Here is a 24,983-nt window from a genome sequence, read left to right as displayed (position 1 = left end):
ACATAAAAAGCTCAAATAATTTTCTTATTTTCCAGACTGGAAAGTTTTTTTACTTTTTCCATCAGATTGGCAAAACTATTAAGATCAAGCGATTGTTTGCCATCAGATAAAGCCTTTTCTGGATCTTGATGCACCTCAACCATTATACCATCTGCCCCTGCTGCTATGGCTGCTTTAGCCACTGGAGTTACCAGTTCCCATTTGCCGGTAGCATGGCTAGGATCAACAATAACTGGAAGATGAGAAAGATTTTTTACTAAGGCAACTGCCCCCATATCCAGAGTATTACGGGTATAATGTTCAAAAGTCCTGATTCCCCGTTCGCAGAGAATAACTTTTCCATTGCCGCCATTTAAAATATATTCCGCTGCTAAAAGCCATTCTTCAATAGTCGCTGATAAACCTCTCTTAAGCAAGACCGGCTTGTCCACTTTGCCCAGCTCGTCTAAAAGCGCAAAATTCTGCATATTTCGGCTTCCAACCTGTAAAACATCTATCATGTCATATAAAATATCCAAATCTCTTATATCCATAATCTCCGTTACGAGAGGAAGCCCTGTTTGCTTCTTGGCTTCAACCATTATATCCAAACCTTCCTTACCCAATCCCCGAAAAGAATAAGGAGACGTACGCGGCTTAAAAAGCCCTCCCCTTAACATATGCACCCCTATATTTTTAAGAAACTTAGCAGTCTCAAGATATCCTTCCCAGCTTTCTACTGCACAAGGACCGGCAATAACCGTGCAGTAGCCTTCACCTATAAAAACAGGTTTAAAATCTGATTTTATTTCAATTATCGTATTCTGATCCTTAAATTCCTTAGATGCCAATTTAAACGGCCGCATAAACTTTCCTCCATAAAAACATAAAAAATAAATCCTTTAATTATATTGCCCAATATTGCCCAATTTTAAAGCCAGTATCTCTTTGCTGACCTTAAAACAGGTGTTCTTACTCTATTAGTATAATACAATAAAATGGTATATAATTAGTAAAAAAAATCTGTTTATTTATAGATTCCAATAATTGAGGAAGGGACATATGTCAAAGCTCAATGTTGCTGTATGTCAAATGAAAGTAGAAAATGACAAAGAAAAAAATCTTAAAAAAGCAGAAAAAATGATAGCTGAAGCGGCAAAAAAAGGAAGCGAACTGGTTGTATTACCGGAGATTTTCAATGCACCCTATCAAACAGATATTCTCCCACAATATGCAGAAGTTTATCCCGGTCCTACCACCTCATTTTTAAAAAACCAGGCACAAAAAAATCAGATTTACCTGGTGGGAGGATCTATTCCGGAAAAAGATAGAAAAGGCAGGATATACAACAGCAGTTTTACCTTTGACGACAGAGGGGAACTGAAAGGAATATATCGCAAAGTCCATCTTTTTGATGTAGATATTCCCGGCAAAATAACTTTCAAAGAATCAAATATTTTTACCTCTGGTAATAAACTCAGCATAATTTCACATCCTAAAGCAGCTTTTACCGTTATAATATGTTATGACTGTCGTTTTCCAGAATGGGCAAAATTAGCCGCTTTAAAAGGAGCCCAGATACTGATTATACCTGCCGCTTTCAGCCTTAAAACCGGGGCTGCCCACTTTGAACTCTTGATGCGAACCCGAGCAGTAGACAATCAGGTTTATGTAATTGCCGCTTCCCCAGCCCGTAATCCTGAAGCTTCTTTCCAGGTATGGGGACATTCCATGATAGTCAATCCCTGGGGAGAAATAATCGCTGAAGCAGGCAGTGAGGAAGAAATAATTTATGCTGAACTCGATCTTTCATTGGTCGATAAAATACGAGAAGAACTGCCGCTTCTTAAACAGTTTAGACATGATGTATATGAAACAATATATAAAAAATAAATCGTTTTAAGGAGGAAAAAAAATGAAATCCTACACCGAATATTTGTGGTTTAACACAGCCAAAAGAAGAGAATATATTCGCATAACTGATAAAGTGCGTGAAGCCTGCAAAAAAAGCGGAATAAAGGAAGGTTTTATACTGGTAAGCGCTATGCATATAAGTGCAGGAGTATTTGTAAATGATAATGAAAGCGGAATCCTTCAGGATATAGATAACATGCTCGAACAAATCGCCCCATTTGGTCCAGACTATAACCACCACCGCACCGGTGAAGACAATGGAGATGCACATCTTAAAAGCATCCTCGTTCATCATCAAATTATCGTCCCGGTAACTGACGGCGATTTAGACTTAGGCCCCTGGCAGGAAATATTCTACGCCGAATTTGACGGCAGAAGGCGCAAGAGGGTTATTATCAAGGTTATAGGGGAATAAGGTTCGAAATTAACTGCTTAAATCCTGCCTTAACTTTTTAGCTTCTCTGAGATAAATATGTCTTATTTCTTCTTGGCTTTTTTCGGTATTAATATGTACCAGAACCCGTATACATTTAGGAAGGGCACCGGGAACCTCTATCTCCTGAAAGCACAATAAAGGCACTTTATCCCATCCTATCATGCGAGCAGCCTGGGCAGGAAAAATAGAACGCACATCAGAAGTTACTGTGAATAAAATACTGGCAATATCTTCTACTGCAAATTCATTTTCTTCTTTAATTTTAAACAATAACTCTTTAGTAGCCTCCAGAACTTCCTGAGGCGTATCTTCTTTTACTGTTATGGCACCTCTAATTCCTCTTACCTTCAATCTTATCAGCCTCTCACCTTAATAAATATTTCATGAAACAGCCCTGTGGCCTAATCCAATTGCTACTTCATCTAAATGCAAAAGGCCAATGCCTAAAAATATTGCCACACTTACATGGTCTTTATGTCTGGCAATTCCGATTTTCCCCCCTACGTTAAGTCCCAATGCCTTTGGCATAAGCTGGGCTATTGCTTCCCTTGCTGCTCCTGCTACTGCACCTTCTTCTGCATGAGTATCTTTTATTACTCCTTCTCTCTTGGCTGCTACCACCGACCTTTCTACAATTTTTCCCACTGAAGTTATAAATTCCCCTCCATAATCTACCGCTACTGCTTTTACTCCATAATTGCTGAAAAGTTCTTCCTTTAATATATTTTCTTCCTGACGGGTAGCGGTTAAAGCCATTTTTATAGCTGAACTTGCTACTACCTTGCTTCCCACTTCCATAATCTACCCCACCTTAAAAATTCAGTTTTTTCATTTCATTTTACCATAACTTCGCCAATCATTACCATACCGCCATCCTGTCCCCCGTTTGAACAATATACTGTTCCTTTTTCAGGATAAGCCAAATTATCTGAAACTTCTGTTATCTTAAATTCAAGCGGGATATCATAGGCAGTAGAATCAATTTCCACTACATCCCCTGCCATAACCTTAAGCCGTACTTCCCGGTTTTTAAAGCTTTCCACTTCCTTATTATTAACTAAAACAACTGCTTTAGGCAAGCTGGAGTATTTATCCGCAGAGATAACTAAAAATGCATAGGGGGGTTTTATACTTAAATCTTCATCTGCATATGAATCTATTTTGTTAACCGGATATTCAATTTTTTGACCCTCCAATCGCTCTCCCCAACTTAAATATAAGCGAAAAGGTTCTTCAGTCATAAGCCCCTGTACTGCTACTATAATTAAAACGGTTATTACAATAATACGAATCAATATCTTTTCTACCAGATTAACAAATTTTTTCAAACTCCTCCACCTCAAAGATAAGCTTCTCCTCTATATTATGCCCAGAGGCTGAAGTTTATCACTTTTAAATAAAAAAGCCCCTTGCACTTTTGGTGCAAAAGGCATATCCTTTATTATCAACAAATAAATTACCAGTGCCTGCGGGCATATTCAATTCCCGCTAAAAATGCCTCTTTATTCTTTTGAATAATTTCTTCCTTTTTCCCTTTAAATATAACATCAAAATACTCTAAGGTTCTTTCAACTTCCACTACCTGAGTTTTTTCCATATAAGCTCCTAATAATATCATATTAGCTCCCCGCGGATTTCCCAGTTCATCTGCCAGTTTGTTTACCGGGATTTTGAGTATTTTCAAATCATCCCTTTCAGGTTCACGATCTACCAGAGAAGAATTTACAACCAAGGTGCCATTTGGCTTTATCTTATTTTCAAATTTATCAAGAGAAGGTCGGTTTAAAATAACTGCCATCAAAGGGTTTTCAGTTACAGGAGAACTTATTTCCTCATCTGATATAGTAACTAGGCAATTAGCTGTGCCTCCGCGCATTTCAGCTCCATATGAAGGTACCCATGATACATGTTTACCTGCACTTAAAGCTGCATGGGTTAAAAACTGACCCATAGACAAGACCCCTTGCCCCCCAAATCCGGCAAATAAAACCTGTTTTTCTGCCATCCTTCCATTCCTCCTTATTCCTTAACCTTGAACTCTCCTAACGGGAAATAAGGAATCATTTCCCTTTCTACTCTTTCTAAAGCTTCAATCGGATTCATTCCCCAGTTGGTTGGACAGGTAGATAAAATCTCTACCATCGAAAAACCTTTTTTCTCCATCTGAGTTTGAATAGCTTTTTTAATAGCCTTTTTAGTTTTTAAAACATGGGCTGGATTATGTACTGAAGTACGACAAATATAAGCTGATCCTTCATTGGTAGCTAGAAGCTCGGCCATTCTTATCGGATAACCTGTCAGTTCAGGTCTTCTTCCATAAGGCGAAGTGGTAGTAACCTGGCCTATCAAAGTAGTAGGTGCCATCTGCCCACCAGTCATACCGTAAATAGTATTGTTGATAAAGATAACTGTGATATTTTCGCCCCGGGCCGAAGCATGAACTATTTCTGCCATACCAATAGAAGCCAAATCTCCATCTCCTTGATAAGTAAAAACAAAATTATCTTGAAGCATGCGCTTTATCCCGGTTGCTATGGCAGGTGCCCTACCATGAGCTGCTTCCAGCATATCACAATTAAAATACTCATAAGCTAAAACTCCGCAGCCCACCGGGCAAACCCCAATCGTTTTTTCCCTCAGCTCCATCTCATCAATACATTCTGCAATTATCCTGTGGATAATGCCGTGGGTACAACCCGGACAGTAATGGAATTTTTTATAATAAAGGCTTTCCGGCCTTTTGGCAACAACCTTCATTACAGCCCCTCCCTTTCTGCAATTCCGAAGACTACCTTCGTAATCTCTTCCGGATTGGGTATAACACCTATCCTGCCGTAAAAATCAGCTTTAGCTCTGCCATTTAAGGCTAATTTAATATCTTCTACCATCTGTCCCATATTAATCTCCAGTGATACAAAAATTTTAGCTGTCTCAGCTGCTTCTATTATGTGCTGATCCGGAAAAGGCCACAGGGTTATAGGTCTTATAAGTCCTGCTTTTATTCCATTTTTGCGGGCTTCAATAACTGCTTTCTTAGCTACTCTAGACATAAGACCAAAAGCAACCAAAACCAACTCAGCATCCTCTACCATAAAAGCTTCTGCCCGCTTCTCTTTGGATTTTATTTCATCATATTTATTTTTTAAATGTTTATTCCTCTGTTCTAATTCTTCCGGCGGTAGATGCAGGGTTGTAATAACATTAGGTTTTCTTCCCTTGCATCCAGTAGTCGCCCATGGTTTATCATAAAATTTTGTAACCGGCTCGCGTAAAATAATCGGTTCCATCATCTGTCCCAAAGTTCCTTCTGCCATTATCATAACCGGTATTCGATATTTATCAGCCAGTTCAAAACCTTCAATAGCAAAGTCCATCATCTCCTGCACACTGGCTGGAGCTAATACCATAACATGATAGTCACCGTGTCCCCCACCCCGGGTAGCCTGAAAATAATCGGACTGAGCAGGCTGAATGCCTCCTAATCCTGGACCTCCCCGAGATATATTTATTATAAGACATGGAAGTTCAGCCTCAGCAATATAAGAAATTCCCTCCTGCTTCAAACTTATCCCCGGTCCAGAAGAAGCTGTCATGACGCGGGCTCCAGTTGAAGCTGCACCATATACCATATTTATCGCAGCAATTTCACTTTCTGCCTGTAAAAAAACCCCATCCGAGTCCGGAAGCTTGCGTGCCATATATTCTGCAATTTCGCTGGACGGAGTGATAGGATAGCCAAAATAAGCCTTGCAACCAGCCCTTAAAGCTCCTTCAGCTAAAGCTTCATTACCCTTCATTAAAACCTTTTCCATGCTGCCATCACTCCCTTTCTACCTCAATAACCAGATCCGGGCACATTAAAGCACATGTTCCGCAACCTGTGCACCTTTCGGGATCTACGACAGTAGCCGGATGATATCCTAAAGCATTGATATTCTTTTTATCTAAGCCTAAAGCACCTTTGGGACAAAACTTTATACATAATTCACATGCTTTACAACGATCAGAATAAAATCTGACCCTTCCTTTAGCCATATTATACTTCCCCCTATACCAGCTAAACTAGAGCCATTGCGGCCGCAAATTGAGATTTAATCCTTTTATTATATCCGGATAAAAAGCTGCAAGTTCAGGATAAAACCTTTCTTCAACAGTTAAATACCTTATGGGAAGATTTAATTTGTCAGCATACCGCACAACCTTTTCATGTCCTTTTTTTATAATATCTGCGGTAGTCTCTTCTACCAGATTGGGATTACTTATAATAGCCGTAAACTTCAAACCAGAAGCTCTTTCCAGACATTTCTTTAATTCTTTTATGCTTTCAATATCCCCGGCGAAAGGTCGGTAAGGATTTATTACCAGAAAAAATTCAAAACCCTGCCTTTCGATTAAATACTCGTGAATATAGCCCAACACTATTGCCCCTATCTCATCACCTGCCAAATCAATTATCATATCATTATCTTGTTTTAAAATACCAATAATTTCCGGAGGTATGTTGGGAACATCCCCAAAAGATAACTCTTCCGCCGGACACAACACCCTTATCCCTCTTGAGTTTAAAGCCCCTTTAACCTCACGGGACGCAAAGTAAGGATTAACCAGATCCAAATCTGCTAATATTACTTCCCCGCTGCCTTCGCTCTTTTTTTGTAAAGCAAAATTTAATGCTATTTCGCTTTTTCCGCTACCAAATCCACCTGAAAATATTCTGGTACTTTGCAAAAGAAATCCACCCTTTTTCAAACAAAAAAAAAATATATAATAAGAAATTATATTATCAAAAAAAATATATTTCCAGTGTTTTTTGTGTAAAGTATACAAAATTATTCCATTTATAAAAAAATAAACTGCTGCTTCCACAGTCCAGTTTATTTTCTGCGTATATTAAATTAGCGAAATTTGTCAAATCATGAAGCTTTGCTCATCCACAAATATATCTGTTAATTCGTTAATTATAACATAAATATCATTTTCGTCTAAACCTAAAATCTTCAAGGCTTCAGCTGAAACAGTATAAAGCATCCCGTCAATACCTATCCCTATTCCCATAGATACACAAACTACATCAGCCAGGTGAACTATAGAGGTAAGCCTATTATTTACATGCGCCCTCTCCGGATTATGATGATGAGCAATAGTATCTACTAGCTCAGGGGGAAGATTCCATTTTTCTGCCACCCTAGCCCCTACCAGGGCATGATTGAAACCTAATACAGCATTTTCAGCCTCTATGAAATCTATGTTCTTTTCATTTATCCGGGCTACTACTTCATGATAGGCTTCTTTCATGGCATTATTAAGTATAACTTTTCCAATATCATGCAAAAGTCCGCCGGTATATGCCAAATCAAGCTGAGCAAATTTAACCTTGCGGGCAATATGTCTGGCTGCCATAGCTACACACTGGGAATGTTTCCATAATTCTCCATGTTCTAAAGCATAACCTGGTATCTCAGTATTTAGGATATCGCTTACAGAAGCAGCCATAACAATACTCTTAATAGTTTTAAATCCCAAAAACACAGTAGCATCAGTTACTGTAGCAATACGCCTGGGAAACCCATAAAAAGCAGAATTGGCTAATTTTAAGACCCTCGCTGTCATAGCCTGATCTTGGCTTAAAGCATTATTTATATCCTGAGCAGTAGAATTTGGATCTTCCGTAAGCTTCATTATTTTAGTTACCACACTCGGTAGCGCCGGCAGATCTCTTACTGCCTGCACTATATCCTCAATAGAAATCCTGCCCATTTATTTCCCTCCTCAACCCTTACTTCCAGCTATCTATCTTTCTCTCCAGATAAACCTTATAGTTGGCCAACTCTTCGGAAATTCTGAGCAAAATCCTTCCCATTTCCAATTTTGACAAAACCATCTCTTCCGGTTCTAAAACTTCAATAGTTCTAAATTCTTCCTTCATGGTAAATTTTATTACATCTTCCAAAGAATCGGCGTAAAAAGTTACAATCACGGGAGCATAGGCTAAAATTTTACCAGTAAACTCATCATGGACCGAATAAACTTCTTGGCTCATATCAATATCTTCAATGGTTATTCCCTGAACAGGAACATTTCTCATAAGTAAAACCTTATTTTGCCTTATTTCTTCTGCTACCTGTTCACTTGTTTTGCCTCCAAATAATTTGCCTTGCTTGGCTTTTCCCAGAAAGTCAAATCTAACCCTGATTTTTATCTTTTTCGACATGTATTTACCCCCATCTCTGCTTTTTAAATGCTTATATGTTGCTATCGTTATTAGCCTATCTATTGAAAAATATTAAATCAAAACCAAAGTTCTTTAATTTATTATAACAAAGCTTATATATATTCAGTAATCTATTCCTCTTTTAGCTTTAATTCCTTCATTAAACGGATGCTTTACGTTTTTAATTTCACTTACTAAGTCAACTAAATCCAAAAGTTCTGGCGGACAGTTTCTCCCAGTAAACACAATATCAGTTTTATCGGGGATATTCTTCAACAAACGCATAATATCTATTTTAAAGCGTGGAAAAAGGTTATAAACATTCACTATTTCATCTAATACTACTACATCCCAAAGTTCGGACAATATCTCCTTCTCCGCTATTTCTAATCCTTTATTTATTATATCGTAATCATCTTCTTCAATATTTGAAGGTAAAACTATACATTCACATTTTCCCGGACAACAATCCTCATTTTCCTCATAAGGACATCTGCGGCCAAACGAAAAAAAAACTAAATCAGAACTGGATAGGAGATTGATAGCTTTAAATTCACCGCTTCTAAGGGCATCTTTCAAAAAAGAAATAAATAAAACCTTTTTGCCCTGTCCCCATGCTCTTAAAGCCAAACCTACTGCACTGCAGGTTTTGCCTTTTCCATCACCTGTAAATATAAGTTTCATGATTTAACTCCTTCATTTAAGGCTATTTGCTTTAATTTCTTTACTTCATCAAGGGTTAAATAGCGATATTCCCCAGTATCCAATCCTTCCAGATTTAAAAATGCGAAAGCAGTTCTTTTAAGCTTAATAACCGGGTATCCTACTGCAGCACACATGCGTTTTATTTGCCTTTTTCTTCCTTCATGAATTTTTATTTCCAATAAAGTTTTATCTTTTTTCCTTTTCACTATCTTTACTCCAGCTGGAGCAGTAATCCCGTCTTCTAAAATAACCCCCCGCCGTAAAATATTTAATGCTTCTTCAGTTATATTACCCTTTACCCATGCTTCATATTTCTTGGTTATTTTGTAGCGGGGATGAATCATGAGATTGGTAAACTCTCCATCATTGGTAAGCAAAAGGAGCCCTTCTGTATCAAAATCCAGCCTTCCCACCGGATAAATCCTGGTATTTATATTTTTAATCAGATCAACTACCGTAGGCCTGCCCTGTGGATCATGGACACTGCTTATATAACCTGCAGGCTTGTTCAATAAAATGTATATTTTATCAGAACCAGTTTTTCTTACTATTTTGTCATCAACTTCAACTACATCTTCTTCCGGATTAATCTTAACTCCCTGTTTTTGTATTAATTGGCCATTAACCTTTACCCTTCCTAAGGCAATCATCTCTTCTGCCTTGCGTCTCGAAGCAATCCCTGCCTCTGCCAAATACTTTGCTAATCTCAACCTCAGCCTCAACCTTTCCTTTCCACCAAAAATATAAATAATTAATTTGATTTCTATAAAACACTTTTTTTCTCCTCTATTTTAGTATTGCACAAGGCACATAATATTTTAACTACCAGATAATTAAAACAACAAGTCCCACTATAAACAGCCTTACAACATCTCATAAAATTATTTAATATTCCATTTTCAGCATACCAATTACTTTTTCCAACAAGATGTGCTAAACTTGATTTATATGCAAACATGAGTATAAATACTTTTGTTTACTATTGTCTAAACTATATAAAAATAAAATAATAAAAATAAAATGACTTTTTTAGACATTTAATATACTTAATCTTCTAAAGTCTGGAGGAGTTAAAATGATCAATAAACAGATTGATAAACCTAAAATCGAACAGGCTTTCCGTATGATTTTAGAAGCGATTGGGGAGGATCCGGAAAGAGAAGGACTCAAAGATACGCCCAAACGGGTAGCGAAAATGTATGAAGAAATTTTCTCCGGTTTATGGTGTGAACCTAAGGAATTTCTTCAGGTATCTTTTTCCGAGTTTCATGACGAGTTGGTTTTAGTAAAAGATATTCCATTATACTCAATGTGCGAACACCATTTTCTTCCTTTCTATGGGAAAGCCCATGTTGCTTATATTCCCCGCGGAGGAAAAGTCATAGGGATAAGTAAATTGGCGCGGGTAGCAGAAGCCTATGCTAAAAGACCTCAACTTCAAGAAAGGCTTACTTCCCAAATTGCTGACTGTATTTATGAAACCCTTAATCCGCACGGAGTAGGAGTGGTAATCGAAGCGGAACATATGTGCATGACTATGCGGGGAATAAGAAAACCCGGCTCTGTAACTGTAACATCAGCTTTAAGAGGACTTTTCGAAACTAGACATCAAACACGGGAAGAACTTCTCTCACTGATTTTAAACAAAAGGTAAAGTATTTCTTCCAAACTAAAAAAACCGATTTCAGTTTCTATTCTGAAATCGGTTTTTTTATATCGGAAAACTTTATTACTAAATCCTTTTATACTTATCTCCCATCTTCCTCCGATACAAACTTCTTAATCTTTCAACTGTTTCCGTCCCCATATCCTTTTTCCTTATTAAAAATGCCTGATTAACATTAAAATAGTTTATAAAATAATCCTTCGACTCCAACACCTGGTAAAGCTGATCATACTTAATCTTGAACTCACCTTCAAAAGCTGAACTTTCCCTAACAAAAAAATCCTCGTAAAAATCCAGGGTTTCCTGAGAATTAAATACCCCTGTTTTATCTGTCTTTATTCTTTGTCTGTTTTTTATTTCAACCTTGAAAAACACTACAAGAATAGCAATAAAGACCAGTATAATCCAGTATATAAAAAACTTCACCATACCGAACTGTTTTTCACCATATACAAGTAAGAAGGCCATTAATGCAGATATAAAAAATATAAAAGGAATTATTATCTTACTTCTGCGAAAGGTTGCTATATAAAGAAATTTATGAAAATCCCTTTCTTCCATACAGGTTATCACCGTAAACAACTTGTCTTCCATCTAAATAAACCTCCTAACTTCCGGCTGCTATCTGATACCGGGAGCTTAATATGTCTACCTTCTCCTGTATCTCCATTCCTTTAGTTGTAAGATAATTTCCAATTATACAACCATTAACTCCGCACTCATAAGCTTCCATCTCCCTATCTCCAAGCGCATTCTCTTTTCCTCCAGCAAGAATTATAGTCTTTTCAGGAAGAATAATCCTAAAAAGTGCAAGGGTAGTAAAAATCTCCTCAATTTCTATGACTTTTATATTTTCAAGAGGTGTGCCTTTTATAGGATTCAAAATGTTGATTGGGACAGAATCAACATCTAGCTTCCGGAGTTCAAAGGCCAGCCTGATCCTTTCTGTCATATCCTCACCCATCGAAATTATTCCACCGCTGCAGACCTCAAGTCCCGCCTCCTTTGCAATTTTCAAGGTTTCTAACTTTTGCTTCTGAGTATGGGTTGAACAAATATTTCTAAAATAGCTGCTGGATGTTTCTAAATTATTATGATATTTTCTTACCCCTGCCTGCAAAAGTTTTTTAGCCCTTTCTCTGTTGAGAAATCCTAATGAAGCACATAAAAAAATATCATAATTTCTTGAAATATATGAATAAATATTTACAATTTTCTCAAATTCAGAGTCGCTTAACTGTCTGCCGCTAGTAACAAGTGAAAGCCTTTGGACAGGAAAGGTCACTATATTCTCAATGTATTCTACAACTTCTTTAACTGATGCTATATCTTTAATTTCAACTTTGCAATCATGATAAACAGATTGTGAACAAAACTTACAATCCTCCGGACATAATCCTATCTTGGCAGGAAAAATCGAACACAGTTCGACACTATTTTTGAAATGATATTTTTTAATGGTATCAGCTAAATTATGTATTAAAGCAGCATCTTTTTGCGCGATTTCATAAAGCATAATTGCTTCATTAAAATCAATGTTATAATTCCATTCAATTATTTTTTTCTCAATCTCTTTAACAAAACGAACTGACTGCGAAAAACTAGGCATTATTTTCATCTCCATTTTGAAGTTTATCAAAATACTAAAGTGAAATAAAAATACAAGTAGAGAAACTTTCTTGGTTTTATGCAAAAAAAAAAAAAGGGGGGATATTTTAAATCCCCCCTTTTTTTATTCTTAGAACAACCCAACAATTTCTCCATTCGGCAGAATATCAATCTTTTCAGCAGCAGGAACTTTTGCTAATCCCGGCATGGTCATAATTTCGCCGGCATAAGCTACAATAAATCCTGCTCCTGCAGATACTTTTGCATCTCTTATAGTGATTTCAAAACCACTGGGTCTTCCTTTGAGATTCGGATCATCTGACAGTGAGAATTGAGTCTTGGCCATGCATATCGGCAGATTGCCGTAGCCTAATTCTTCAATTTTAGCAATAACTTTATTTGCATTCGGAGTATAAACTACTCCTTTTGCCCCATAAATTTCAGTAGCAATCTTTTCAATTTTTGCTTTAACAGGCATATCTACATCATAGAGGAACTTGAAGTTGCTGGGTTTTTCAGCAGCAGCAATGACCTTGCGTGCCAGTTCTTCTCCACCAGCACCACCTTTAGCCCATACCTGAGATACAGCTACTTCTGCACCCAGGGCATTACATTTCTTAACAATGAGGTCGATTTCTTCCTGAGTATCAGTTGGGAATTCATTCAAAGCTACAACTACCGGTAAGCCGAATTTCTGAACATTTTCTAACTGTTTTTCTAAGTTGGCAACGCCTTTTTCCAAGGCTTCCATATTCACTTCGCCCAACTTATCTTTAGGTACTCCACCATGATTCTTTAATGCCCTTATAGTTGCAACTATAACTACGGCATCAGGCTTCATGTTGCCATAGCGGCATACAATATTGAAGAATTTTTCAGCACCTAAGTCAGCACCGAATCCTGCTTCAGTTACCATGTAATCAGCAAGTCTTAATCCCATCTGGGTAGCCATCAAGCTGTTAGTTCCATGAGCAATGTTGGCAAAAGGTCCACCATGGACAAAAGCCGGGGTATTTTCCAAGGTTTGTACCAGATTGGGTTTTATAGCATCTTTCATTAACAGAGCCAGAGAACCAGCAGCCTTCAGATCATCAGCAGTTACCGGTTTACCGTCATAGGTATAAGCAACTACCATTTTCTTAAATCTTTCTTTAAGATCCATCAAATCTTTCGCTAAACAGAGACATGCCATAATTTCAGAAGCAACACTGATGTCAAACCCGGTTTCGCGCGGAACACCATTAGCTTTTCCGCCCAATCCTACAATAACATTTCTGAGGGCTCTGTCATTCAAGTCAACTACTCTGCGCCATACAACCTGACGCGGATCTATGTTAAGCTCATTGCCTTGATGCAGGTGATTGTCAATTAAAGCAGCTAAAAGATTGTTGGCAGTAGATACTGCATGAATATCACCGGTAAAGTGGAGGTTTATATCTTCCATAGGTACAACCTGTGCATATCCACCACCAGCTGCTCCACCTTTTACTCCAAAGCTCGGTCCAAGGGAAGGCTCGCGAAGAGCAATAATAGCAGTCTTGCCTACACGATTTAATGCCTGTCCTAAACCTACTGTAGTAGTTGTTTTACCTTCTCCGGCCGGAGTAGGATTGATAGCAGTAACCAGAATCAATTTTCCGCAAGGTTTATCTTTGATTCTTTCCCATACATCAAGAGAAACTTTAGCTTTGTACTTGCCGTAAAGTTCAAGATCATCTTCGGTAAGGCCTATCTTTTTAGCCACGTCAACAATGGGAAGCATTTTGGCTTCCTGTGCAATTTGAATATCGCTTTTCATTATTCAGTCCTCCTTCATTAAAAAAAATTATCTATTTTTAGGCATTTAGCCTAAAAATCCGCTGTTTTTAAGAACTTCTAAAGCTTTTTCATAGTCTTCCTTGGCTACTAATACTACCGGACCGGTGCAGCCCATACCGCTTGAAGCATAAATTTTATTCTTCCACAATGCCTTTACCGCATCATCTATTTCTAATATGTCAATTCCGCTTATCTGGCTTTCTACTACTTTTTCTGGCGGCATTTCTACTGTTTCTTCTTCTGCTTTTTTCTCTGCTTTTGGGGCTTCTACTATCCAGCCGGCTCTCTCTGCTTTTGCTATTTCTTCTTCTTTTATCTTCAATAATTTACCTCTTACCATTGATGCACAATACTCTATCGCATTGGCTATTACCGGGGTTCCGGATGCACGCGACAGTATATGAATTAAACGGTTAAATCCTTTTCCTATACCTGGGCCATACCCATAACCGGTAGTTTCATAGTTGCCTCCACTGCTGTATGCACTAAACATTTTCATTAAGACATTTCCGGTTAAGGTATCTGTTACCAACACATCTACACTACCCATTATTAAATCATTTCCTCTTAAGACCTGTCCACCATCACTTCTAGCGGATTCTCCCCATTTGAAGCTGTATCCTTTTTCCTGCATAGCCTTAAGCTGTCTTTCTACCTGTCTTGCTCCCTCTATATTGAGAATTCCTACTGTCGGGTTTTCTATTCCGTCTGCTTTAGCTACTGCTATGCCATATACTGCATTTTTTACCATAGCCTGAACCCGATTGGTATCACTAGTTCCGGTACTGGTTGCAATGTACATGGTCTTTCCACGCGCCGGAGTTACTACTTTCCCTACAGTTGATACTCCAATGGGGAATGGGTAATGCATCGTTACCGCTCCATGTATTTCTCCACTGTCTAAGAGGTTTTCCAATGTCTTATGAACAGTTTCTTCATCTTCAGCCGGATACGATTTCAAGCTGTCATCAGAACACGGCCCTATTATTACCACTTCTATACCAGAATCCCTCTGCATCGCCAGTTTAGCTCCGGCAACCAATGCTTCTACTCCTACTTCGCTTCCAAAGGTGGTCAGCCCTATTTTTACCGATGGCCTACCTTTTCCACTTTTTAGCATCTCTGCTGTTTCATTTAGTACTTCTATGGCTAGTTTCCTGGCTCTTTCTGTCACCCTTATCACCTCCCAGCCAGAGAATCTGCTACCTCTTTTATTGCTCCTGCTATCAGTTCTCTTATTTCCTGCTTTAATGCTTCACTGTCTTCTTTTATTTCTTCGGTTTTACCGCTGTTTTTCTCAATTATAAAGCTTATTCCGTCAAACAGGTCAGTCATTCTGCCCAAGAACAAGCTGCCCTTTCCAATTATCATCGCTCTTTGCATTTTGCCTTCTTTTATTTCATCTACTACATGCCCAACAAGCGGTACCCCTGATGGTATATGTCCCTGGGTAGGTGCAAATCCAGGCACCCCATGTTTTTCTGCAAACATCATCAGGTCTTTTTTATCTATTTCGCCTTTTTTAACTGCCATTGCTCCTATCATTTTGTAGTTGGCCATCGGAACATCTCCTGCTCCAGCCGGTACAGTAAGCTCCGGATTTTGCAGCTCAGGGGCAAATACATCTATATCAGTTATTTTAAGCCCGTTTTCTTCTAACGGATCTGCTACTATTGCTTGTATTACTGCCTGTGGAGATGATCCAGATGCAATTTTGTGTTTTCCTACTATATCTGTTCTTACTACTGGACTTACTCCATCATTTTCACTTATTAATATAGCATAGCCTCCTACCATATCTTCCAGCGCAGGCATATCTTTTTTAACATGGTCGCGGCTGTTCATTCCTAATTTTGCTGAAGATCCCCCTGCCAAGACTACTACATTTTTGAATACCCCTGCTTTTACCATTGCACAGGCATGTATTATCCCATGGGCAGGTCCGGCACAGAATCCTCGGACATCAGATCCGGTAGCATTCAAACAGTCACATACTTCCCCAATAGCTTTGGCCAAGTTGCCGCCGCCTCTCTGGTTCATATCTCCTATGGCTTCTTCGGAAGTTTCAATTATATAATCTATATCTAAAGGATTGATACCGTGTTTTTTGATAAGATTTGCTAATACTAAGGCTCCTGAGGCTTTGGATACCAGGTTTTCAAATACTACATGGGCAGAAAGATTTTCATCAGTCTCATGAGCAGCTCTTACACATCCTACCAGCTTACCGTCAAGGTATAAGCCGTCTGCTTCATTATTTGCTACCATTTTTTCTATTTCGGATAAGTCAAGGGTTTTATCTAATGCGGCAAGCTGTTTCGCACTGAAAAGGTTTCTAGCCTCAATTTTGGGCTTGATTTGTGAAGCAAACTCAGGACTAAGTTCTACTAACTCAAAACGGTCTACTATTCTTAAAAGACCATAGAATTCATCTTCAGGCATGATTTCACCATATTTCCCGTCTCTGCTACCAGACACAGGATTGGCATACCAGGGGGTGGGATATCCTCTTAATTCTTCAGGTTTCATGTTGCCGATATATACCTGGTTGGGAGCATAATTTACTGCATCATCGAAGCTTCTTAAATATTTAGGTAGGACTTTAAGGTATTCGGAGTCGGGATTTAAAAGTCTTTCTGTGGTAATGGTGGTTCCATGCTCTAAAAGGATATTGGGAGCATGTACCAGAACATAAGCTGCTGCTTTTATTACTGGATAAGTCAATCTCCTTACCTCCTTTGTTTGTTAAATCAGAGGTTAAGCCTCAAATTCGAGGCTTAACCTCTATAATTTAGAAAACAGTCTGTTCTTCAACATCAGTAGTCAAAGCTTTGAGGGCTTTTTCTACAATCTGTCTCCGTAGAGCTTTTTCTTCTTCCGGACTCATCTTAGGATCTCCCAACGGATGCGGAATTGCTATAGCCGGAACAATTCGGTTCGCTCCAACCGTCTTGGAAATCGGAACTACTGTACAAATATGAACAGCAGGAACATCAGCTACATCTTCCAGCTCTTTTATCATCGTTGCACCGCAACGTGTACAGGTACCTCAGGTAGATGTAAGTATAATTGCATCTACTCCAGCTTCTTTAAGTTCTAGGCCAATCTCATGAGCAAATTTTTTGGAGTTGGCAACAGAGGTACCATTTCCAACTGTAGTATAGAAAACATTGTGTAGACTGCCAATGATACCTTCTTTTTCCATTTCTCTCAGGACATCTACTGGCAGAACCCGGTCGGCGTCTTGATTTGCATAAACCGGGTCATATCCGCCATGGGCAGTTTCATAAGTCTCTTCAGTAAGGTCATATACCCCGGTAATATCATATTTGCCATATTTAGAAGCACTGGAAGATTCGATTCTGTCCGGGTTTCCTTTGGGAACAATACCGCCGGAAGTAACCAGAGCAATTTTAGCTTTGCTTAGATCTTTAACTCCCGGACGCGGAGTAACCCGGTCAAATATAGGCATAGGATATTCAGTTTTGAAAGGTTCGCCTTTAAGTTTAGCAACCAGCATATCGACTGCACGGGCAGAACCTCTTTTTTCATGGAATACATTTTTGCGAATTCCTTTGGCAAAATATCCTTCTTCATCCGGCGAACCTACCGGCAAGCCTTTAGCCAGTTTAACTGCCAGTTTTGCCATGGCGGGAACTGCTTTACGCATCTGAGCAGCGGAATTACCGGTCTTTATGATATAAATATCTTTTTTAAACATATCAGTACCGGGATTTTCTTCATATAATCCGGTTAAAGCCGGAATATTAAGCCTTTCTTGAACTGCTTTACATACAGTTCCGCAAGCCATTCCATAACGGCCGGCGTTGAAGCCAGGACCTGCAATTACTATATCTGGATTATAGCTTTTAATCATTTCAATTATTTTATTTAAAGCAGTTTCAGTATTTTCATTGAAATAGGAGTCACCGCAGATTACGGTTCCTACAATTTTCATATCTTCATCTAAAGCCTGCTGAAGTGCAGTTCCCGGTCCTACCGGTCCATCCTGTTTCAAGGGAGCTATATCAGCTTTTTCTTCTCCACCTATTTGACCAAAAAACTGGTTCAAATAATGGACTACCCTAATCTCTGCCATTCTGTTTCAACTCCTTCTCTTAACCGATTAGCATCCACATTCTTTTCTTATATTTTCCATTTCTTCACATAAAGCATCTACATCTAAAACCATTTCCATCATGCTGAGTTGTTCATCATATACAGCAGGATCGATGAGGTCTTTAAGTTCAAAAATATGGAATACCTTTAACTTAAGTGCCACATTGGTTAAGGGACCAGCCATAGTGGGATCTCCTACCATTACTGTTTCAGCAGTTAATCCGGCTGATTCAGGTTCAGCAGCACCTATCACTACTACAACATTTTCATTGCCGTATTTTTCAGCAGTTTCTTTTATGCGAGCCTGATTGGCCATGTCCATGGCCCCGGCTGCAGTTCAGACGAAGCATTCGGTGCTGGTAAAGATGATTTCTCCTCCGATAGTTTCCATGCAAGCAGCTATTGCCGGACCGGGAATACCGTCACGGTCTCCTAATATACAGATTTTTTTATTCTCAAAAAAGCTTTTGTCCATTTAAAACACTCCTTCCTTCAACTCTTTTTTTATTAGAATCCTAAAGCACCCATTTTGTTATAACCTAACTCATTGGTTGCACCAGTAATGGCCTGAATTTCAACAGTTATAGAACCATCTTCAGCTAATGATCCGTCAAATCCGCCTGCAATTACATTGACTGCATCTATATAACCAATTACTCTGTCTAATTTAGGAAGAGTAATTACTTCGTTAGCGTTCCCGCCGCTTACCACTGCATCAGCTGAAGGATGTGAATCGGCAAGAGATTGAGAAGCACCGTCCCTTCCGGCATATTCGTCAGTTACACAAACAGTCTTAACTCCTAAAGCTGAAATCTTGCGGCAGTTCATAATAAGGTCAGCATCCGGATTGCCAAATCCTTCTTCGCTGATGATTACTCCATCAACACCTAAAAATTCAACCAATTTGGCGGTAAAGTTAGAGCTGCGTTCTTTGTCTAAGAGAGTAACATTTTCATTGGTGCAGATAACCCCAACAAAGTTATAGTCTTTCCCATGTCTTTCATAAAGGTCATAGATAATCGGGTTATTCATGTGATGGAAAGTGGTATTCTTATCACATGATGAAACACAGTTACCGCTTATTATTGCTCCATCCATAACTTCAGTCGGATAAATAAAAGTAGGTAAAATCTGTTTTGCATCTACACCATAAAGGTAAGTATCATGCATTAATCCCTGGCTCTGCAGCATATAAACATAAGCAACTTTAGGAAGTTCGGGATATTCATTCAATTGTTGAGCTAAAGGCTTAGTTTCATATACTTTGATTTCATCAGGCTCAACATTTCTTGCTACTTCAGCAATATAACGGGTAGCCTTTAATCCTGCCATTCTTACAGCTGCTTCATGTTCATGCTGTTTAAGCCCTTCAACTTTATCTGCTAATATAACCAGGTTTATTGTTTTGGAAAAAGGCGTATAATCGGCACCAGGTCCAGTCATGTCAATTATTCCTTCCTGGAAGCCAACAATTTTACCTACGGTTAAAACTGTCATACCCTTTAAAACATGAGTTCTTCCGGAACCTACTACTTCAGCATTGCCAAAGAATCCAGGAAAAACCTGTCCGTTACCGGATACTTTAACCCTTGGCTCTAGGACATCCTTTACAGGGCAAATTCTTACCGAATCACCAGGACGTACTATGTCAACATCAATTTTAGAAAGACGTTCATCCTGTAATTCTTTAATTAATTCTTCTTTGTTGACATATACTATTCCATCTTTAAATTCGGTTTTAGCCCCGAACTGTACATCCTTGACATAGATATTGCCAAGTTCCAATCGCATCTTTATCCCTCCAGACTATTCAACATACTTTTTAATCTTTTCTTCTATATCCTCCGGGGTAATATCCTGACCGGAAAGCTCATCTACTTTTTCACCATTTTTATAAAAGAGCATAGCCGGCAGGCCTAATACCTTCTGGCTTATTGCCAGTCTTCTGTTGCCTTGGGTATTGCAGGAACAGAATTTCATCTTACCCTGGTATTTTTCAGCAAGTTCTTCTACATACGGCATGAGCTCTAAGCATTTTTCACACTTAGGGCCCCACCAGTCCACCATGACAACCCCTTCTGCATTGAGAACTTCCTGTTCAAAGTTGTCCTTATCGACTTCTAAAAGCTTTGCACTCATCATTTCTTACCTCCTTTTTTTTATAAATTGGTTATAGCTTTTAAGCTTTCCAAGCTTAAATCATAAGTCTCTGCCTTTATTTCGCCATTTACAAAGAGGTGCACTAAAGGCAGTTTGCTCTTATCTATTCCATAACGCCTTTCTACCAGCTCATTCCGGGTAGCATCTACCTTTACCAGTGACAGTTTGTCGCTGTTTTCACGGACAAACTGGTCTACTATACCTACTTTTTCGGTTCCTTCCATATCAGTAGGATTGTAGTATGCTACTAATACCGGTTTTTCAGCTTTTAATACCTCATTTTCCCACAGGTCAGTTTCCTGCACATATTTTTCAGCTGCTACTGCTGCTATTGCTCCATCTGCTGCTGCAGTTACTACCTGTCTTAAATATTTTGCCCGGACATCTCCAGCCGCAAATACCCCTTCTATATTGGTTGCCATTTTTTCATCGGTGATGATATAGCCTTGGGGATTAAGCTCAAGCTGATCTTTTACCAAATCACTCATCGGCTGGGTTCCGATGAAGATAAATACTCCATTAGTCGGATATACGGTTTCTTCACCGGTCTTGATGTTCTTTAAGGTTACGCTTTCTACCAGTTCATCACCATTGATCGATTTTACGGTTGAGTTCCAGATCCATTTGATTTTGGGATTCTTGAAGGCTCTTTCTGCTGATACCTTGTTGGCATCTACCTTACCTTCGTCATGGATTACGATAACAGTTACAGTTTCGGCAAATTTAGTAAGATATTCAGCTTCTTCAACTGCTGCATCTCCACTGCCGACTACTACTACATCTAGCTCTTCAAAAAGGTCGGCATCACAGGTAGCACAGTAGCTGACGCCTTTTCCTCTGAGTTTGCCTTCCCCAGGAACATTAATCATTCTGGGAACCGCACCTAAGGCATAGATAACTGCCTTGCCGTAGTATTCACCTTTTCTGCCTACCACTTTTTTAGGATTCGATTTAAGGTCTAAAGAAACTATGGTGTCCTTTATCAATTCAGCTCCAAAATCTAAAGCATGATTGAGCATAGCTTCGGTGAGACCCGGTCCGGTAGTTCCCCGGCCAAATCCCGGATAATTTTCCAATTCGGAAGTGGTGGCAGCCTGTCCGCCTGCCCTTCCTTTTTCAATTATTGCAGTTTTTAAACGCCCTCTTGCGCCATACATAGCAGCGGAAAGCCCGGCGGGACCACCGCCTAAAATCAGAAGATCATAGACATTTTCCACTTAAAGTCACCTACCTTTCAAGTAATGAAGCTAAAGCATTAAGCAAAAGTTCTTTATCAACCAGCTGAAAATCTTCAGCATAGTTTACTTTAAGGTCAGGACGAGTTGCTTCTAAAGCCATATTTTCAACCTTTTCTAAACACTGATTTATAATTTTCAAATCCTCATCTGCCGCTCCCACACTATTTTTAGTAACAACGATTGAACGATAAGGATTCTGATTTGGTTTAATACTTCCTGCTAGAGGATGGGAAAGCAGTTTATGTCCTAAACCTATAAAATTTAAGGTTTTATAATAAACTTCTTCCGGGTTTCCATCTATCCAGCAGATTTCATACCTATCTATATTTTTAACCAGTGGATTGTTAGTTATTATTAAAAGCTCATCCTGACGCATTCCTTTATCCTCCAGAATTAACTTAAAAAAAGAACAGAAGACTTCAGGTGATCCTTGTCCTCTGTTCCTTGACCTGAGAGATTCGCCTTATTTAAAAGGCTTGCACCTTCGGTGTCTTACGACTTCCCAGAGTTTCGTCCAGAGACGATACTGAAACCTGAGAGTTTCACTGGATACTGGATTCGGTATGCCAGCTTGCTCCTTCGGTGTAAGGAATAATAAATATTCCTTAACTCTCTCGCCTCTGTCATCCGAAGCTATAAAGTTTTAAAGTCCGTTCAAATTAAACCGTTCCGTCCGAAAAAAATTCTAAGCTTCTAACATTTTACATACGGCCTGATAAATTTTTTCCTTGCTCGCGTTACCTTGCTTTAAAAATTCCTCGATTTCTTTCTTTCTATTGTTTACATAAGCTTCATCTTTAATAGAAGGCAGGTTTATTTTTACATTCATAACCGCACCTTCTAAACCAGTATGAGCTGCCAAAGAAGCTACTCCAACATCACTGATGGCATTGGTATTAGCTTTATCAACAATGCTCTCAGCTAGAGTTAAAACGTCCAAACAGGTTTTTGCAATATTAAAAGGAACATCTGCAGCTTTTTTATAAGCTTCCTGAATAGCGGCTCTTCTAGCTTCTTTTTCTTCGTCAGTTTCTTTAGGCATTTTAAAAGCAGCCATTACTTCGTTAAAAGCATTAGTATCATCATCAACCAACTGGGTCAGCTTTTGATGAAGAGCTTCAGCTTTAGCTAAAGCCTGTTCCATTTCACTCTGCACTTCTTCATAGCCTTTTTTGCCGATAGTTAAACGACATACCATAGCTACCAACCCAGCAGCTAAAGCACCAGATACTGCCGATACACTTCCGCCGCCAGGAGCGGGAGAATCTGATGCGAGCTCAGCAATAAAATCCTTTACTTTCATTTCAACTAACATTCCTCTTCCTCCTTACAGTCCAATGAGATGATTTTCAATAATCTGTTTTCTATCCCAGTCAACCAGCTGGAGGTAATATTCTACACAATTAAGCAGTGCATCTAAATGAACTGTTCCTACTATCTGGGTTCCTACTACCTGAAGGCCGTATCTGGCCGCTTCAAATTTTACTACTTCCAATGCCCTGTATATCGGGGTGTTGTCTGTATCAAACATGTTCATGGATACTGCTACCTGATTTCTGTCTTCCAAACGGAATCCTACTGCACGAACAGTTGAAAATCCTCCGGACGGTCCTCTCATCATCTTGGCTATCTTCTTGGCTATTTCTAAATTATTGGTGTTTAAGATTATGTTTACTGCAGTAAGCCCTCTTGTGGCTGCACTTACTATGGTTGCTCCTGCGGTCGGATGCAGTGCTGCAGGTCCAATATCCGGAGCTCTCTCAGGTGTATGGGCTACTTCTTTCAACCCTTCATACTGCCCTTTTCTTATAAATGCCAGGTCTTTTCTCTGTTCATTGCGGGCATTTTCTCCGCTGAAATATACCGGCACCTTATAACGATTGTATATCTCCTGCCCGATTTCTTCTGCCAACTGAACACATTCTTCTAAGGTTATGTTAGCTAACGGGAAGATGGGAATGGTGTCCTGAGCTCCTATGCGCGGATGGCTTCCACTCTGTTCTTCCATGTTTATAAGTTCATATGCTTTCCCTGCCATCTGTAAAAGAGCTTCTTTTAATGGTTCAGGTTCCCCTATTACTTCTACTACTGTCCTGTTAAAGTCATAATCCGGATAGTAGTCTATAAGTTTTACTCCCGGTACTCCTTTTAATGGTGCTACTATTGCTTCGATTACTTCAGTCCGTCTTCCTTCACTGAAGTTCGGCACTGCATGAATGTACTTCTTCAATTCTGGTCTCCTCCTTGTTTTTTTATAGTAAGGATTAAGGCTTTAAGCCTTAATCCTTTTTTTCTTTTAATCTTCTTTTTCAATAAATGCTACTGCACGAACCGGTGAACCGCTGCCGTCTCTGATGTTTAAGGGAAGTCCGATGTATAAGAATCTCTTTCCTACTACTTTATCTAAATTGCAGAGGTTTTCGGTGTTGGTTATGCCGTATTTGCCGCATACCCAGTGTCCGGAGAAATCTAAATCATCAGGAGTTAAGTCGATAGCAGGTGCATCTACCCCGATGTTTACTACTCCCTGCTCTGCCAGCCATTCAGCTGCTGCATAAGATAATCCGGTATGTTTGCTCTTCGGTCCGCCGTAGTCTTTGTCCGGATAAGTTCTGTCATAATGTCCGGTGTACATGAGGAAGATGTCGCCTTTTCTTATTTCAAGACCGTGTTTTTCTAAAGCTGCTTTTAAGTCTTCTACTTCGATGTAGTCAGGATAACGAATATGGCTTAAGTCTACACAGATGGCATCTCCCCAGAAGTATTCTAAAGGCATTTTTTCAATGGTCGGCCCTTCCGGATTGTATTCCCACACTGCATCAGAATGGGTCGGTCCATGTTCGCTTATCAGCATATTGCGGGCTGCAAAACCTAATGTTTTTGAACCGGTATCCTTCATGTTCTGCTCATGGGTCTGATTGAGCATGAAGAAGGTCTTCTGGTGCATACCAAATACCGGCATGCCTTCATAGATTTCCTGGGAAAGGTTGATTACTTCAAATCTCTCATGATAGCTCTTTTTCACTTTACATCTGCTCCTTTCGCTTTATAATTTCCCGCTCTAACTTTACTCCTTAATAGTCGGAATTACACAGTAATTATTGGCATCAATTACGCCCTTGTCAGTTA

30 protein-coding genes and 1 riboswitch are annotated in these 24,983 nt (G+C 39.1%); of the genes, 3 read left to right on the top strand and 27 right to left on the bottom strand.

All coding sequences use genetic code 11. The features are described from left to right. Positions 1-11: 11 nt before the first annotated feature. On the bottom strand, positions 12-845 hold the full coding sequence (aroF, locus tag H0Z36_RS08265; RefSeq protein ID WP_296865388.1) for a 3-deoxy-7-phosphoheptulonate synthase: 834 nt from the start codon (positions 843-845) through the stop codon (positions 12-14). Between the two features lie 196 nt (positions 846-1,041). Between aroF and H0Z36_RS08260 the strand changes: the two genes are divergently transcribed. Both H0Z36_RS08260 and H0Z36_RS08255 read left to right on the top strand, forming a co-directional pair. Beyond that, positions 1,042-1,872 (top strand): carbon-nitrogen hydrolase family protein, encoded by an 831-nt coding sequence (locus H0Z36_RS08260; RefSeq protein ID WP_296865386.1) that lies wholly within the window; start codon positions 1,042-1,044, stop codon positions 1,870-1,872. 22 nt (positions 1,873-1,894) lie between these two features. Continuing rightward, positions 1,895-2,308 carry a secondary thiamine-phosphate synthase enzyme YjbQ gene (locus tag H0Z36_RS08255; RefSeq protein WP_296865384.1) on the top strand — a complete coding sequence of 138 codons (414 nt, stop codon included), beginning with the start codon at positions 1,895-1,897 and terminating at the stop codon, positions 2,306-2,308. 9 nt (positions 2,309-2,317) lie between these two features. Here H0Z36_RS08255 and aroH read toward each other — a convergent pair whose 3' ends face one another. The 12 genes from aroH to H0Z36_RS08195 all read right to left on the bottom strand — a co-directional run bounded on the left by aroH (position 2,318) and on the right by H0Z36_RS08195 (position 9,955). Further along, entirely contained in the window at positions 2,318-2,680 is a 363-nt protein-coding gene (aroH, locus tag H0Z36_RS08250; RefSeq protein WP_296865382.1) for a chorismate mutase, read from the bottom strand. A 30-nt stretch (positions 2,681-2,710) separates the two neighbouring features. Then, positions 2,711-3,130: a HutP family protein gene (locus H0Z36_RS08245; RefSeq protein WP_296865500.1), complete on the bottom strand. Its 420-nt coding sequence runs from the start codon at positions 3,128-3,130 to the stop codon at positions 2,711-2,713. 32 nt (positions 3,131-3,162) lie between these two features. After that, a complete protein-coding gene (locus H0Z36_RS08240; protein WP_296865380.1) occupies positions 3,163-3,657 on the bottom strand; it encodes a hypothetical protein in 495 nt (164 codons plus the stop codon). A 128-nt stretch (positions 3,658-3,785) separates the two neighbouring features. After that, positions 3,786-4,334: a 2-oxoacid:acceptor oxidoreductase family protein gene (locus H0Z36_RS08235; RefSeq protein WP_296865378.1), complete on the bottom strand. Its 549-nt coding sequence runs from the start codon at positions 4,332-4,334 to the stop codon at positions 3,786-3,788. A gap of 14 nt (positions 4,335-4,348) precedes the next feature. Continuing rightward, positions 4,349-5,086, bottom strand: a complete 738-nt coding sequence (locus H0Z36_RS08230; RefSeq protein ID WP_296865376.1) for a thiamine pyrophosphate-dependent enzyme — start codon at positions 5,084-5,086, stop codon at positions 4,349-4,351. After that, complete coding sequence (locus H0Z36_RS08225) at positions 5,086-6,141, bottom strand: 3-methyl-2-oxobutanoate dehydrogenase subunit VorB (RefSeq protein WP_296865375.1); 1,056 nt, start codon at positions 6,139-6,141, stop codon at positions 5,086-5,088. Before H0Z36_RS08225 ends, H0Z36_RS08230 begins: the two co-directional genes overlap by 1 nt. A 7-nt stretch (positions 6,142-6,148) precedes the next feature. Further along, positions 6,149-6,364, bottom strand: coding sequence for a 4Fe-4S binding protein (locus tag H0Z36_RS08220; RefSeq protein WP_296865373.1), 216 nt, complete (start codon positions 6,362-6,364; stop codon positions 6,149-6,151). 27 nt (positions 6,365-6,391) lie between these two features. Continuing rightward, positions 6,392-7,057 carry a hypothetical protein gene (locus H0Z36_RS08215; protein ID WP_296865371.1) on the bottom strand — a complete coding sequence of 222 codons (666 nt, stop codon included), beginning with the start codon at positions 7,055-7,057 and terminating at the stop codon, positions 6,392-6,394. Between the two features lie 180 nt (positions 7,058-7,237). After that, on the bottom strand, positions 7,238-8,086 hold the full coding sequence (locus H0Z36_RS08210) for an HDOD domain-containing protein (RefSeq protein WP_296865369.1): 849 nt from the start codon (positions 8,084-8,086) through the stop codon (positions 7,238-7,240). Positions 8,087-8,105: 19 nt separating this feature from the next. Then, positions 8,106-8,540: a hypothetical protein gene (locus H0Z36_RS08205; RefSeq protein WP_296865367.1), complete on the bottom strand. Its 435-nt coding sequence runs from the start codon at positions 8,538-8,540 to the stop codon at positions 8,106-8,108. 123 nt (positions 8,541-8,663) lie between these two features. After that, the gene (locus H0Z36_RS08200; RefSeq protein ID WP_296865365.1) at positions 8,664-9,224 is read right to left on the bottom strand and encodes a cob(I)yrinic acid a,c-diamide adenosyltransferase; all 561 of its coding nucleotides are present in this window, start codon (positions 9,222-9,224) and stop codon (positions 8,664-8,666) included. Beyond that, positions 9,221-9,955, bottom strand: coding sequence for a pseudouridine synthase (locus H0Z36_RS08195; RefSeq protein WP_296865364.1), 735 nt, complete (start codon positions 9,953-9,955; stop codon positions 9,221-9,223). The genes H0Z36_RS08200 and H0Z36_RS08195 overlap by 4 nt, the downstream gene beginning before the upstream one ends. A gap of 365 nt (positions 9,956-10,320) precedes the next feature. On the opposite strand from H0Z36_RS08195, the gene folE reads away from it, so the two are divergent. After that, positions 10,321-10,899, top strand: coding sequence for a GTP cyclohydrolase I FolE (gene folE, locus H0Z36_RS08190; RefSeq protein WP_296865363.1), 579 nt, complete (start codon positions 10,321-10,323; stop codon positions 10,897-10,899). Between the two features lie 78 nt (positions 10,900-10,977). On the opposite strand, the gene H0Z36_RS08185 is transcribed toward folE, so the two are convergent. The 14 genes from H0Z36_RS08185 to H0Z36_RS08120 form a co-directional block, all read right to left on the bottom strand. Beyond that, positions 10,978-11,505, bottom strand: a complete 528-nt coding sequence (locus H0Z36_RS08185) for a YcxB family protein (protein WP_296865362.1) — start codon at positions 11,503-11,505, stop codon at positions 10,978-10,980. A 13-nt stretch (positions 11,506-11,518) separates the two neighbouring features. Beyond that, a complete protein-coding gene (gene bioB / locus H0Z36_RS08180) occupies positions 11,519-12,520 on the bottom strand; it encodes a biotin synthase BioB (RefSeq protein ID WP_296865361.1) in 1,002 nt (333 codons plus the stop codon). 129 nt (positions 12,521-12,649) lie between these two features. After that, a complete protein-coding gene (locus tag H0Z36_RS08175) occupies positions 12,650-14,317 on the bottom strand; it encodes a formate--tetrahydrofolate ligase (RefSeq protein ID WP_296865360.1) in 1,668 nt (555 codons plus the stop codon). 45 nt (positions 14,318-14,362) lie between these two features. Then, the gene (grdD, locus tag H0Z36_RS08170; protein ID WP_296865359.1) at positions 14,363-15,511 is read right to left on the bottom strand and encodes a glycine/sarcosine/betaine reductase complex component C subunit alpha; all 1,149 of its coding nucleotides are present in this window, start codon (positions 15,509-15,511) and stop codon (positions 14,363-14,365) included. A gap of 5 nt (positions 15,512-15,516) precedes the next feature. Next, a complete protein-coding gene (gene grdC / locus H0Z36_RS08165) occupies positions 15,517-17,061 on the bottom strand; it encodes a glycine/sarcosine/betaine reductase complex component C subunit beta (protein WP_296865358.1) in 1,545 nt (514 codons plus the stop codon). Between the two features lie 67 nt (positions 17,062-17,128). Next, complete coding sequence (grdB, locus tag H0Z36_RS08160; RefSeq protein WP_296865357.1) at positions 17,129-18,436, bottom strand: glycine reductase complex selenoprotein B; 1,308 nt, start codon at positions 18,434-18,436, stop codon at positions 17,129-17,131. Positions 18,437-18,463: 27 nt separating this feature from the next. After that, positions 18,464-18,931 (bottom strand): glycine/sarcosine/betaine reductase complex selenoprotein A, encoded by a 468-nt coding sequence (gene grdA / locus H0Z36_RS08155; RefSeq protein WP_296865356.1) that lies wholly within the window; start codon positions 18,929-18,931, stop codon positions 18,464-18,466. Positions 18,932-18,963: 32 nt separating this feature from the next. Next, positions 18,964-20,247: a glycine/sarcosine/betaine reductase component B subunit gene (locus tag H0Z36_RS08150; protein WP_296865354.1), complete on the bottom strand. Its 1,284-nt coding sequence runs from the start codon at positions 20,245-20,247 to the stop codon at positions 18,964-18,966. 15 nt (positions 20,248-20,262) lie between these two features. Next, entirely contained in the window at positions 20,263-20,598 is a 336-nt protein-coding gene (locus H0Z36_RS08145; RefSeq protein WP_296865352.1) for a thioredoxin family protein, read from the bottom strand. A gap of 17 nt (positions 20,599-20,615) precedes the next feature. After that, positions 20,616-21,833, bottom strand: coding sequence for a thioredoxin-disulfide reductase (gene trxB, locus H0Z36_RS08140; protein ID WP_296865349.1), 1,218 nt, complete (start codon positions 21,831-21,833; stop codon positions 20,616-20,618). A 10-nt stretch (positions 21,834-21,843) separates the two neighbouring features. After that, positions 21,844-22,230 carry a GrdX family protein gene (locus tag H0Z36_RS08135; protein ID WP_296865347.1) on the bottom strand — a complete coding sequence of 129 codons (387 nt, stop codon included), beginning with the start codon at positions 22,228-22,230 and terminating at the stop codon, positions 21,844-21,846. Between the two features lie 135 nt (positions 22,231-22,365). Next, positions 22,366-22,481, bottom strand: a riboswitch (glycine riboswitch). 58 nt (positions 22,482-22,539) lie between these two features. Next, positions 22,540-23,169: a cyclodeaminase/cyclohydrolase family protein gene (locus H0Z36_RS08130; protein ID WP_296865345.1), complete on the bottom strand. Its 630-nt coding sequence runs from the start codon at positions 23,167-23,169 to the stop codon at positions 22,540-22,542. A 12-nt stretch (positions 23,170-23,181) separates the two neighbouring features. Next, positions 23,182-24,084, bottom strand: a complete 903-nt coding sequence (ftcD, locus tag H0Z36_RS08125; protein WP_296865343.1) for a glutamate formimidoyltransferase — start codon at positions 24,082-24,084, stop codon at positions 23,182-23,184. 66 nt (positions 24,085-24,150) lie between these two features. Continuing rightward, entirely contained in the window at positions 24,151-24,879 is a 729-nt protein-coding gene (locus H0Z36_RS08120) for a cyclase family protein (RefSeq protein WP_296865341.1), read from the bottom strand. Positions 24,880-24,983: the final 104 nt, after the last annotated feature.

Origin of the sequence: Thermosyntropha sp., assembly GCF_017656155.1 — a bacterium.
Taxonomy (GTDB): Bacteria; Bacillota; Syntrophomonadia; order Syntrophomonadales; family Syntrophomonadaceae; genus Thermosyntropha.
This window is presented reverse-complemented; position numbering and strand designations above follow the sequence as displayed.